We start from the raw sequence: 12,808 nt of genomic DNA, 5'->3' as shown, positions 1-12,808 counted from the left end.
ATAAGCTAACAGTTGTAAATTAACTACGATATCAACATCTATGATTTATCAGTAAGTAATCAGTCTCATCAATACATCTTATGTAGACTGAAAAGAATTCCATTTATTTTCATTGGTATGACCTCTCTTAAGCTTCATTTTAATTTCATACTACCTTTGTAGCCTTTAGCCTCATTTAAGTCTTCCACCATTCCGTAAATTATTTGCGCTACATCACAAAAATAGCCATACTGATGCCTAAGGTGAAAGAGTCAAAATAACAATAAAGAACAGGGAATTGCCTATGGATAAAGCGATTAAGACGCCAATTGAAATGCTGGCGCACTGGGCGAATACGCGTGGGGATGAGATTTATTTGCGCCAGCCAATCAAGGGACAGTACCTTGATTTCACTTGGAATGAAGTACAAGAAAAAGTCCAGCAACTCGCCGGAGCACTGCGTCATTTAGGTCTAGAGCCGGGTGATAAGATTGCCGTTCTGTCTAAAAACTGCGCCGAATGGTTTATCACCGATCTCGCCCTGATGCACGGCGGCTATATTAGCGTTCCAATCTACCCTACCGCGAATCCAGATACTATCCGCTATGTGTTGCAACACAGTGGTGCGAAAGCGATTTTCCTCGGTAAACTCGATCATTGGGCTGACCAAGAGGCTGGCGTCGGTGGCGAATTATTGCGCCTAGCGATGCCCTACGACACCATGCCAGCCCAATATCAATGGGAACAATTGCTCAATATGGGCAATCCATTAATTGAAGCGCCATTGCCCGAACCCGACCAGATAATGACGCTGATTTATACCTCGGGCTCAACAGGCCAACCTAAGGGTGCGATTCAAACTTTTGCTAGCTATGGCTGGACCTGCCAAGCGGTTGTGCGCGATCTACGTACTAATGGTAATGATAGATTGTTATCCTATTTGCCTTTAGCCCACATTACCGAGCGAGTCGCGATCGAAGGATCGTCCTTTTATTCAGGCAGCGTAGTCGCCTTCGTTGAAAGTTTGGACTCCTTTGTGGCCGACGTGCAACGTGCTAAACCGACGGTATTTTTCTCTGTTCCACGCCTCTGGAGCCTGTTCCAAAAGAACATTATCGACAAGATTGGTGTCAGCAAACTCAATTTACTACTCAAGATCCCGCTCATCAGCAGCTTGGTGAAACACAAAATCCACAAAGGTTTAGGACTCAACCATTGCCGTTTACTCGGCTCTGGTTCTGCGCCTATTCCACCTTCACTCATTCACTGGTATCACAGTATTGGTCTGAATATTTGTGAGGCCTGGGGGATGACGGAAAACTGTGCTTACTCCATCATTAACTACCCGTTCGATGTGCGTAAAATCGGCACTGTGGGTAAACCGGTGCAGGATTGCCAAATCCGCCAAGGTGAGGATGGTGAGCTGCTCATCAAGAGCCCTGGTCTAATGACAGCCTATTATCTGCAACCTGAAGCGACTGCAGCGGCCTTTGATGCGGATGGTTTTTTCCATACGGGCGATCTCTGCGCCATAGATGCCGATGGTTGTGTCACGATAACGGGTCGGGTGAAAGATAACTTTAAAACCGCTAAGGGTAAATACGTTGCACCAGTGCCGATTGAGCGCAAACTCGCGCAAGATCCCCATGTTGAACTGATTTGCGTCATAGGTTCAGGTTTGCCGCATCCTGTCGCATTAGTGCAGCTTTCTGAAGGTGCCAACTTACAAGCCCGCGAAGAAGTGCGCGCCTCCCTAAAAGCGACACTAGATAGTGTGAATCCACATTTAGAATCCCACGAACATGTTGATGCCATTGTAGTAGTGAATGAGCCATGGTCTATCGAAAACGATGTACTAACGCCAACGCTTAAGATCAAACGCCATGTACTCGAGAAAGCCTTTAGCGAACGTGTCGATGGGATCCGTGGTGCTCAAGTACGTTGGGAAGATGAGTTAGCGAAAAAATAATTGCTCAAAACCCTAAGCTTTTATCAAAGTAACTAAAGCACACCTTTTAGGTGTGCTTTTTATGACATATTCTGTCAAAACAGGTTAAACACAAGTATCATGTGTGCCTGCCAACTTAAGGTGAAACACCTTAAAATCAATTCACTCAATCAGGTTTAACAGAGTCCAAAATGCTTATTGCACTTTCAATTATCGGCGGCTTTCTTATTTTAACCTTAGGCGCAGAAGCCTTAGTTCGCGGAGCAACCACAATTGCGCTGCGTTTAGGCATAACTCCCCTAGTGATTGGCTTAACCATTGTCGCCTTTGGCACCAGCGCTCCGGAGCTTGCGGTCAGCGTTAAAGCGGCACTAGCAGGCAACAGCGGTATCGCACTTGGGAATGTCATTGGCTCCAACATTGTCAACATTGGCCTGATCCTCGGGATCACCGCGTTAATACGCCCTATCGAAGTCAAATCAGAAATGGTTAAGCGTGATATTCCTATCATGATCTTGGCATCTATGCTGTTTTGGGGTTTGCTGTTAGATGGCGAACTCAGCCTGATTGATGGGGTGATTTTATTATCATTCATGCTGGGCTACTTAGTTTTCAGCTATTTCAGCGCTAAAAACACTAACGATGCTGATGGTGAGGTTATCGAAGAAGGCCCCAAGAATCCCTTATTATCGCTGCTATTCATTGCTGTCGGTATCAGCATGCTTGTCGGCGGAGGAATTCTATTTGTGAATGGTGCGGTTGATTTAGCAAAAGTCTTTGGCGTAAGTGAAATCATTATCGGACTTACTATTGTCGCTATTGGTACAAGTATGCCTGAATTAGTGACTTCAGTTTTAGCGGCACTCAAAGGCCAAAGTGATATTGCAATAGGCAATATTGTGGGATCTAACATATTTAATATATTAGGTATTCTTGGGGTAACCGCCATTGTTTATCCCGTGTCGGGTCTTGGTTTCCAATCCTTAGACTTTATCGTAATGCTCGCCTTTGCCGTGGTCATTTTACCTTTTGCTTGGACAGGACTACGTATTGGCCGCCGTGAAGGTGCCACGCTGCTTATAGCCTATCTTGGCTATTTGATTTACCTCGTTAACCAAGCCAGTACCCAAGCAGTAGTCTAACGATTTAAGCGTTCACCTAAGCTTACTAAAACACCGGAGCCACTCCGGTGTTTTGCTATTTAGCCGTTAAGGAATGACATTTGTCATGCCTAATTGATGACCTTTGTGTCTGCAATCGTGTCGAGGGATTTCTGATAATGAAGCCGTACCCAAGCAATGGGCTATCTCTTCAATAAGGAAATACCATGAAAACACTATTACTCCTCTCAAGCCTTGCACTCGCTTGCACATCGGTTGTCGCCGCATCGAGCATGAATATCACAGCGATAGATAACGCGGCCAATACGCTGGGTCTCGATAAATTACAACAACTCAGCACTGTTAGTCAGGACTATGATAGCGCCTACGCCAATTACCGTTTAGCCATTTCTGCCAATGTAATGGGGCAAAAAGCCTTGGCAAATAGTGCCTTAACTTCTGCGCAAACCAGCCTTGAAACCTTAACCAGCAGCCAGGAAAATGCCGAATCACTGGCGTTATTATCATCCGTTTATAGCATGCAAATCGCTTTAGACAATAGCAAAGGTGCAATACTGGGTATCAAATCTGCCAAAGCCATTGCCAGCGCCGAACAACTCGAGCCACAAAATCCTCGCGTTGCATTAATTAAGGCAATTGCCGCCTATAACACTCCCGCCATGTTTGGTGGCAGCATGCAAAATGCTAAAACACTTGCCAGTACCGCTATTGAGCACTTTGCCCAGCCCTGTGACACTATTTGCTGGGGTGAGGCAGAGGCTTACACTTGGCGTGGACTTGCCAAGCAGGAATTGGGTGATACCCAAGGCGCGATGGAAGATTGGCAACAGGCATTGAGTCTTGATAAAAATTACGGCTGGGCTAAGTTTTTACTTCAACAAAATCAGCAAATAAGTGCAAAATAACCGCGAAGCGACCTGAACAGCGGATTGGCACAATTTTGCTGCCAATCCCGCTATCAGCAGCCACAAAAGGATCTAAGGCGAAGCGATATGACAAACACCCCCCTACAATTGGAACAAAAGCTCGCATGGGTCTATCTGATAAACCTCGTGTTTTATCTGATCCCGCTGTTTATTACGCCTTATTCTAGCTGGCAAATCATATTAATCTTAGCTGTACTGGTTCCCTTTATTTACTGCTATTTTTGGACCTACCGCTGTAATTTTCGTAGCGCCTATCGGCCGATTATCGCCATGCTAGTCTTGGCCACCGTGGTCACCCCAATCAATCCAGGGTCCATATCGCTTTTTACCTTTGCAAGCTTCTTTATTGGTTTCTTCTATCCCATTAGAGTCAGCGTGTTTTGCTGGTTTGGTGTCGTAGTTTTGTTATTCTTACTCAACTATTTGAATCAATTTAACAATCTGTATTTTCCACTCTATGGAACATTATTAGTGTTAGGTGTTGGCATGTTAGGCGTGGCGGAACGAAGACGTTACCACCACAAACTGAAGGAGCAACAAAGTGCTCAGGAGATCAGCACTTTAGCCACTATGGTTGAACGGGAGCGTATCGCCAGAGACTTGCACGATATTATGGGGCACAGTTTGTCATCGATTGCTCTAAAGGCTGAATTGGCCGAAAAACTACTGGCGAAACAAGAATATCAACTTGCAACGACTCAACTGCAAGAGCTAGGACAAATCGCCCGGGAAAGCTTGAGCCAAATCAGGCACACGGTTTGTGACTATAAACATAAGGGGCTGGCCAGCTGCATCACTCAGCTATGTCACTCACTCCGGGATAAAGGCATCTACGTTGAGCTGATTGGAGAATTACCAAAACTGCCCGCCAGAGCAGAAAGCCAGCTAGGACTCATTTTAACCGAGCTTGTGAATAATATTCTGCGCCACAGCAGCGCCAGCCAATGCAGTATCACGTTTCGCGAGCAAGAAAATACGCTCTTCGTTGAAGTCAAAGATAATGCCTCAGCAAGCCCCTTTATCGAAGGCAATGGCCTAACGGGGATCCGTGAGCGTCTCGATAGCCTCGGAGGTCATTTCAGTTATAATCTTGAGCAGGGATACGCCTTTACCGTCAGTCTACCTTTGCAGGGAGCAACAGTTTAATGAAGATTCTATTGGCGGAAGATCAAGCCATGGTGCGCGGCGCACTGGCGGCACTGTTAACCCTTGCTGGCGGTTTTACCATTACCCAAGCCAGCGATGGCGACGAAGCATTAACCCTTCTCAAACAACAGCATTTTGACCTGTTACTGACGGATATTGAAATGCCGGGACGAACAGGTTTGGAGCTAGCCGCTTGGCTAAAGGAGCAGCACAGCCAAACCAAAGTGGTGGTGATCACGACTTTTGGCCGCGCGGGTTACATTAAACGCGCTATCGAAGCGGGTGTCGGTGGATTTTTGCTAAAAGATGCGCCCTCAGAAACCCTAGTCAGTTCAATTCAACAAGTGATGGCGGGTAAACGCGTCATCGATCCTGAGCTTGCCATGATGGCAATTGGTGATATCGACCCCCTCAATGATAAAGAACGCCGCGCCTTACGGTTTGCCAGCGAAGGCAAATCCACCGCCGAAATTGCCGACATGCTCTTTATTGCCGAAGGCACTGTTCGTAACTATCTATCCGAGGCCATCGCCAAACTCAATGCGAGCAACCGAATCGATGCTGCCCGCATCGCAAAGCAAAAGGGTTGGCTGTAGCCAACCTTTCAATGAACTAATAATCATAAATGCAGTAAATGCGATCGAATTTTCCTAACGCTAAATCGTCCCGGTGGATAATATAATTCAATTCATTATTCAGCTCACTGTGACGGACTTTAAGCAACACCAGATAATCTTCAGCATTGCCACCTAACGCAGAAGCGGCATGAAATTCGGGGGCTTCATGCTGACTAAAACCATAGTCGTTAATGCTGGCAAACCCATCATAATAGGGCAGCGGCTGTTCGGGGGTGATCAATTTCTGCCAGCAGGATAACTGTTTATCGGCTAAGGCTGCCCATTGTGCTTGAGTGACAATCTGACCGGGGATCAACCCCAGATGGCTCATTTTCACTTTGTCTGGCAAGTAAAACTGATCCTGCCACTCAGGTGCCCCGTCATAATCCTCATCCTCGATGGCTTCCATCACCCTCGCTTGCTGCGACTGAGGTAACGCATGTAAACGCGCCTCGGCTAACCGCAATAAATGCGGGTTTTGACGACTAATCATGTGAGAGCTAATCGTCTTAATGCTTGCAACCCCTTGAAGTTGATAAGCAGTCTCATAGATTTCACACATATCACCGTCAAACTTAAGCGCGGGCATAGCTTGTCCTGGGTTAAGTTTCTGTCCCTCAGTAACGTAATAAACGTGACCTCTAAGCACTCCCGAAAAACGCCACTGCTCCAAAAAGAACAGTAACAGCCCCTCTCGGGGCAAGTAGGATTGTAACTCCTTCAGCTCACCACAATTGAGTTGCCCGATAAATTGCATTGGAACGTGAAAGGCTTGCGCGGCCTCGTCCCAATGGTAATCCTCTTCAGCCCAATCTTCCCGCCAACAATCAATGATATGTTCACGGTCGAATTCCTCAGCGTAAACATCAAGCATCGCCTCCCGCCCGACCAGAGTGACAGGGTAATCCATTCCCACAGGCAAATCCGGTAAACCACCCAGCCGACTATTGCCTAACTGAGCATAATCTTCGATTGCACAGGGATAGAGATCGACACTACTGCGAATAAATGCCGATAGCGTATGGGCAAGATGCGGGTCTTTAAACTGCGCCAGCTTTTGCTCTAGCAGCTGCTGACGAATGGGAGAATTTTCTGCTAACAACATATCCATATTTACCTCACGACTCCAATGTTTGCTTTTTATCATTTCTATCAACTATTTGCTATCGTCCAATAAGGCAAATTGCCAAAGCTATCACAGTAACTGCAAAGTCAGAGTAAAGGGTTTGCTTACGAGGCAAGCAACGACCTAGGCGATAAGAAACCCCTTGCGTTAATTACTGCTACACTAAAATTCAGCTAAAAAGATCAACAAAAGGATTTGTTTATGGCGATAGCCTGCGTGCATACCCGAGCCAGTTGTGGTGTTGAAGCGCCCGAAGTCACGGTTGAAGTCCATCTCAGTAATGGCCTGCCGGCTTTTAATCTGGTGGGTTTGCCAGAAGCTTCAGTTAAAGAAGCCCGCGAGCGGGTGCGCAGCGCCTTGATCAATGCAGGATTCGAGTTTCCGATGCGGCGAATAACCGTCAACCTCGCCCCTGCGGATTTACCCAAGCAAGGTGGCCGTTACGATTTACCTATCGCCATCGGCATTCTAGCCGCTTCAGAGCAAATCCCCGCCACGAGCCTTAAGGATACCGAATTTGTTGGCGAACTTGCCCTCTCAGGGCAAATCCGCTACTGCCAAGGATTACTACCAGCAATCATTGCGGCTAAACGCCAAAATAATCAGTTAATTCTGCCGCTTGAGAATCGCCACGACGCTGAGTTAGTTGGTTACCCTAAGGTCTACTTTGGCTCCCATTTGCAAAGTTTAGCGGCGTTTCTCCATGGACAAGCGCCACTCCCCATGCTGGAGCAGCAACTCGAGTGGATCTCGAATGAGCCAGTGGAATCCACACCTTGCCTTAGCGAGGTGATAGGTCAATACCAAGCTAAACAAGCACTTGAGATCGCCGCCGCAGGCAACCATAACCTATTGATGCTAGGCCCACCCGGCACGGGGAAAACCATGTTAGCCAGCCGCATGATGGCACTATTACCTGCACTCAATTATGAAGAAGCCTTAGAAGTGGCTGCAATTCATTCCGTCGCGGGCATCAATATCAAACCGCAGGATTTTCTTAAGCGGCCATTTCGTGCGCCGCACCATACTTGCTCCTCTATTTCCTTAGTCGGTGGCGGCAGCATTCCTAAGCCTGGCGAAATTTCGCTGGCCCATCGCGGAGTATTATTTTTGGATGAGGTTGCTGAATTTCCTCGTAAAGTGCTCGACTGTCTGCGTGAACCTATGGAGACAGGTGAAGTGGTGATCTCCCGCGCGGCGGCAAAACTGACCTTCTTAAGCCGCTTTCAATTGATCGCCGCCATGAACCCCAGCCCGAGCGGCGATATCGACGGCCCCAATCGGGCAACGCCAGACCAAATCCAGCGCTATCTCGCCAGACTCTCTGGCCCGTTTATAGATAGATTTGATCTCACTATCGAAGTCCCTAAACTCCCCGCAGGCACCCTAACGCAACAGTCGGCGCAAGGCGAAACCAGCCATCAAATCGCCAAACGAGTGAAATGCGCCCGCGATATTCAACTCGCCAGAGCTGGCGTACTAAACAGTGAACTATCAGGCAAACAGCTTAAGCAATTTAGTGGCCTCACTGATACCGATCTGAGTTTTTTAGAACAAAGTGTCGTCAAACTCGGGTTATCCGTGCGCAGCTTCCATCGTATTCAACGGGTCGCCCGCACCATTGCCGACCTTGAGCAGGCCCCCAATACCGAAAGGCGTCACCTAGCCCAAGCCTTGGGATATCGGGCTATGGATAAATTATTGGCCCGTTTATCCCAACAGTATTGAGGCTCGAAATGTTAACAAATGCCCCAACCAGCTGCTGTAAGATTGAGCCAAACGCCGACACCGAGTAACATAGGCCTCCAATTTTTATCAGGAGGCACGAATGGGGACCTTGTTTTCACAATTAAAAGGGTGCATAGCTTTCTTAGGCTATGTCGTGAATACGCTGTTTTGGGTTGTACCCATTGTTCTTGGCAGCTTCATTAAACTTATTCCTTTGCCTTCGCTAAGAACGGCGACGAGCTATTTTCTCGACTTTTGTGCCAGCGCTTGGATAAGCGTCAATGGGGTGATTGAACGTGTGCTGCACCCAGTGCAAATTGAGCTGTCGGGCGAGACCCAATTCTCCACCAAAGAATGGTATATGGTGATTGCGAATCATCAGTCTTGGGTGGATATTTTGATCCTGCAGCGCGTATTTAATCGCCGTATCCCATTTTTGAAATTCTTTCTTAAACAAGAACTGATTTATGTGCCCGTGTTAGGGCTAGCATGGTGGGCATTAGATTTCCCCTTTATGCGCCGCTATAGCACGGCACAGCTCAAAAAGAATCCGAAACTCAAAGGCAAGGATATCGAAATCACCCGTAAAGCCTGCGCAAAGTTTAAAACTAAGCCCGTGAGCGTGATGAACTTTGTCGAAGGAACACGCTTTACCAAGGCCAAACATACAAAGCAAAACTCACAGTTCCAACATCTGTTAAAGCCCAAAGCGGGCGGTATGGCCTTTGCGCTATCAGCCATGGGAGAGCAAATCCACAAATTAGTCGATGTCACGATTTACTACCCAGATATCACACCAAGCTATTGGGACTACCTGACAGGCAAGCTGCCAAAGGTTAAAGTACACATAACAGTGACGGATATTTCGCCAGATATGCGTGGCGATTATATGAATGATCGCGATTTTAAAATTAGCTTCCAAGAACAATTGAACGAACTGTGGCTCGCTAAAGATCAAGTGATTAGCCAACTCGCTAGCCAAGCAGACAAAGAAGTAAGGTAACACTCCTATGTTGAATTTTCTCCCCGGTCCAGTGCTGTTTATGCTCAGCCTGAGCTTGCTGATCATCAATACTGCCCTTTGGGGAAGTTTGGTCTGCCTTGGTGGTTTGGTGAAAATGTTGATGCCAGTTCAAAGCGCGCGTAATGCCGTCACGGCGTTAATGAACCGGTTTATGTGGGCGTGGGCGACCTGCAATGGCGGTATTTTGTATTTAATTGCCAAAATCGAATGGGATGTTGAAGGACTTGAATCACTGAATCAAAACAGTTGGTACTTGCTGATCAGTAACCACCTCAGTGGCTTTGATATTGCAGCGCAGACTTACCTACTGCGTAACCATATCCCCATGCTGAAATTCTTCCTCAAGAAAGAGCTGATTTATGTGCCTATTATGGGCCTAGGTTGCTGGGCGCTCGACATGCCGTTTATGGACAGAACCAGCCCGGCAAAACTCAAGAAAAATCCAAAACTTAAGGGTAAAGATTTAGCCACCACTCGCCGTGCCTGCGAAAAGTTTAAAAATATGCCCACATCAATTATCAACTATGTTGAGGGTAGCCGCTTTACCGAAGATAAACGCCAGCGCCAAGATTCGCCTTACCGTCATTTGCTTCGGCCTAAAGCAGGTGGTATTGCCTTTACACTTTCCGCCATGGGTGAGCAATTTACCAACCTACTGGATGTGACGTTAGTGTATCCGGATGCGCCAGACGATGTGTTATTTGGGGTAATGAACGGCAAAGTACGCAAGATTATCGTTCGCGTACGCGCTCTGCCAGTACCTCAGGTCGATGCCACGCGCTATTTTTCAGAATCGGAATATCGCGTCGATTTCCAACGTTGGTTAAACCAAGTTTGGGCGGAAAAAGATGAGCAAATCACCGAACTTTTAGCGCAACATCAACAACTAACGGATAGCGCCACCAGCGCGCGCACTCAAGCACACTAGACACAATACAATCTAAAATGAACCGGGTTAGGCTTTGCTTAGCCCGCCAGTTCAGCCACTCATTTTAGCCAATCTAGCCGCCATCACGGCTCCCCGCCTGCTCGAGTAAGCACGTCATCGACTAGCATGACTCCGCTTCATCCTCCAATCAAAACGGCTCAATAAATCTGCGTCAACGATCATCGACTACTAAATTGCACCCATTAGCAGTCAACCATGTCCCCCGTCAGGTTAACTCAACATCACATTGTCGACAATTATCAATTAAAAAATATAAAATAAAAATTTAACGACATAGCATAAATAAAAAATAATAATTAAATACAATCAATTAAATCAAAATCCATTAAAGTATAGACTTACGTCTAAGTAAACATATTGTTGACAATAATATTTAACGGGACTATTTTTTACCCATTGTCGACAATCCAGCAATCAATAAGTGATGCGCAGCATGTTGAAGCAAGATTCTACATTCACGATAGATAGCAGCCTAAGCAGTGTGAATAAGGTGAAATCCCTCGCCAGCGAAAAATCGTCGACTACCTTAGCCGATCAAATTTTGGTGCAAATACAAACCAGCATCATCAAGGGCGAACTGCCTGCCGGCAGTAAGATCAACGAACAAGCCCTCGCCGAAAAATACGGCATCAGCCGCGGCCCGACCCGCGAAGCGCTGCAAACCTTAGAAAGACAACGCCTTGTAGTCCGTGCGCCCCATGTCGGTGCCCGTGTCGCTCAACTCACAGTGAGTGAGTTAAACGATTTATATCAATTACGTAGTGTGCTCGAAGGCATGGCCTGTGAACTCGCCGCCAGCCGTATTACTCCAGAACAACTGGCCAAGTTAGAAGACTTACTCGCGGTGCAAGAAACCGCGCTGGCCAATGGCGATACCTATTTCCAAGAGGAAGGCGATGTCGACTTCCACTATCAAATCATCCAAGCCAGCGGCAATAAACATCTACAAGAAACCTTAATTGGCGGGCTTTATCATCTGCTGCGGATGTATCGCTATCAGTGCACCAATAAGAACCGCCCAGTAAAAGCCATTGCCGAACACAGACGCATAGTCGAAGCCATTGCCCAGCGTGATGGTGAACTCGCTAGCCTGTTGATGCGTCGCCATATTGAGCAAGGCCGTAAAAATACCGAATTACGCTTGATTGAATTGCAAGCTAACGCCGCCGCGAAAGAAACCTTAGCCAATATCAGCTAAGTCGCAGCCCATAAGCATCGAATACTGATCGTTCAGTACTTTTTATTGGATAAGGACAAGACCATGACCCAAAGCGCAGGATTACGTTTTCGCCAAGCTCTTGCTAACTCAAAACCCTTACAAATCGTTGGCACCACCAATGCGTATTTCGCCTTAATGGCGGAGCAAACCGGTTTCCAAGCCCTGTATCTGTCGGGAGCAGGCGTAGCAAACGCCTCCTACGGTCTACCGGATTTAGGTATGACCTCGATGAATGACGTGCTGATCGATGCAGGCCGGATCACCTCAGCAACTCAACTGCCATTGCTGGTCGATATCGACACCGGTTGGGGCGGCGCCTTTAACATCGCCCGTACCATTAAAGAATTTGAGAAAATCGGTGTTGCCGCTGTGCACATGGAAGACCAAGTCTCACAAAAACGTTGTGGCCACAGACCAAACAAAGCCGTTGTTAGCACTGAAGAAATGGTTGACCGTATCAAGGCCGCCGTCGATGCCCGTACCGATCCTAACTTTGTGATCATGGCGCGTACCGATGCGGTTGCCGTTGAAGGTTTAGAAGCGGGTATCGAACGTGCAAAAGCCTATATCGCCGCTGGCGCCGACATGATTTTCGCCGAAGCCCTAACTGAACTTGACCAATACCGTCACTTCAAGGCTCAGGTTAAGGCGCCGATCCTGGCGAACATGACAGAATTTGGCCAAACCCAATTGTTCAACAAAGAAGAACTCGCGCAAGCGGGCGCCGACATGGTGCTTTACCCACTCGGCACTTTCCGCGCTGCCAACCAAGCCGCGCTGAAAGTGATGCAAGCGTTGATGAATGATGGTCATCAACGCAATGTCTTAGACACTATGCAGACCCGTGCGGATCTGTATAAGTACTTGGGCTACCACGCCTTTGAAGACAAGTTAGACCAATTATTTAGCCAAGATAAGTAAAAGATAAGTACAGACCATGGACGTCAGTAGAAGCTCAGGCTTCGCGTTGTTACTGATACCCAGATGCACAAGCTGTGACCTCAAATAACGGCTTATGCATCACC

11 protein-coding genes are annotated in these 12,808 nt (G+C 47.3%); 10 read left to right on the top strand and 1 reads right to left on the bottom strand.

Going from position 1 to position 12,808, the window contains the following annotated elements:
• Positions 1 to 283: 283 nt before the first annotated feature.
• The 5 genes from SO_RS01700 to SO_RS01680 all read left to right on the top strand — a co-directional run bounded on the left by SO_RS01700 (position 284) and on the right by SO_RS01680 (position 5,716).
• Positions 284 to 1,948 (top strand): AMP-binding protein, encoded by a 1,665-nt coding sequence (locus tag SO_RS01700; RefSeq protein WP_011070720.1) that lies wholly within the window; start codon positions 284 to 286, stop codon positions 1,946 to 1,948.
• Positions 1,949 to 2,118: 170 nt separating this feature from the next.
• Positions 2,119 to 3,069 (top strand): calcium/sodium antiporter, encoded by a 951-nt coding sequence (locus SO_RS01695; RefSeq protein ID WP_011070719.1) that lies wholly within the window; start codon positions 2,119 to 2,121, stop codon positions 3,067 to 3,069.
• A 185-nt stretch (positions 3,070 to 3,254) separates the two neighbouring features.
• Positions 3,255 to 3,953: a tetratricopeptide repeat protein gene (locus tag SO_RS01690; protein ID WP_011070718.1), complete on the top strand. Its 699-nt coding sequence runs from the start codon at positions 3,255 to 3,257 to the stop codon at positions 3,951 to 3,953.
• 87 nt (positions 3,954 to 4,040) lie between these two features.
• Positions 4,041 to 5,120, top strand: a complete 1,080-nt coding sequence (locus tag SO_RS01685; protein WP_011070717.1) for a sensor histidine kinase — start codon at positions 4,041 to 4,043, stop codon at positions 5,118 to 5,120.
• Positions 5,120 to 5,716 carry a response regulator transcription factor gene (locus SO_RS01680; RefSeq protein ID WP_011070716.1) on the top strand — a complete coding sequence of 199 codons (597 nt, stop codon included), beginning with the start codon at positions 5,120 to 5,122 and terminating at the stop codon, positions 5,714 to 5,716. The genes SO_RS01685 and SO_RS01680 overlap by 1 nt, the downstream gene beginning before the upstream one ends.
• A 16-nt stretch (positions 5,717 to 5,732) precedes the next feature.
• Here the strand turns inward: SO_RS01680 and SO_RS01675 are convergent, their stop codons facing one another.
• The gene (locus SO_RS01675) at positions 5,733 to 6,848 is read right to left on the bottom strand and encodes a DUF1963 domain-containing protein (RefSeq protein ID WP_011070715.1); all 1,116 of its coding nucleotides are present in this window, start codon (positions 6,846 to 6,848) and stop codon (positions 5,733 to 5,735) included.
• Positions 6,849 to 7,064: 216 nt separating this feature from the next.
• Between SO_RS01675 and SO_RS01670 the strand changes: the two genes are divergently transcribed.
• From SO_RS01670 to prpB, 5 genes are all read left to right on the top strand, one after another.
• Positions 7,065 to 8,591: a YifB family Mg chelatase-like AAA ATPase gene (locus tag SO_RS01670; RefSeq protein ID WP_011070714.1), complete on the top strand. Its 1,527-nt coding sequence runs from the start codon at positions 7,065 to 7,067 to the stop codon at positions 8,589 to 8,591.
• A 100-nt stretch (positions 8,592 to 8,691) separates the two neighbouring features.
• Positions 8,692 to 9,594 carry an acyltransferase gene (locus SO_RS01665; RefSeq protein WP_011070713.1) on the top strand — a complete coding sequence of 301 codons (903 nt, stop codon included), beginning with the start codon at positions 8,692 to 8,694 and terminating at the stop codon, positions 9,592 to 9,594.
• 7 nt (positions 9,595 to 9,601) lie between these two features.
• Complete coding sequence (locus SO_RS01660) at positions 9,602 to 10,543, top strand: acyltransferase (protein WP_011070712.1); 942 nt, start codon at positions 9,602 to 9,604, stop codon at positions 10,541 to 10,543.
• Positions 10,544 to 10,997: 454 nt separating this feature from the next.
• Entirely contained in the window at positions 10,998 to 11,762 is a 765-nt protein-coding gene (locus SO_RS01655; protein WP_011070711.1) for a GntR family transcriptional regulator, read from the top strand.
• A 63-nt stretch (positions 11,763 to 11,825) separates the two neighbouring features.
• The gene (gene prpB / locus SO_RS01650; RefSeq protein ID WP_011070710.1) at positions 11,826 to 12,704 is read left to right on the top strand and encodes a methylisocitrate lyase; all 879 of its coding nucleotides are present in this window, start codon (positions 11,826 to 11,828) and stop codon (positions 12,702 to 12,704) included.
• Positions 12,705 to 12,808: the final 104 nt, after the last annotated feature.

It is taken from the genome of Shewanella oneidensis MR-1, from assembly GCF_000146165.2.
GTDB lineage: Bacteria > Pseudomonadota > Gammaproteobacteria > Enterobacterales > Shewanellaceae > Shewanella > Shewanella oneidensis.
This window is presented reverse-complemented; position numbering and strand designations above follow the sequence as displayed.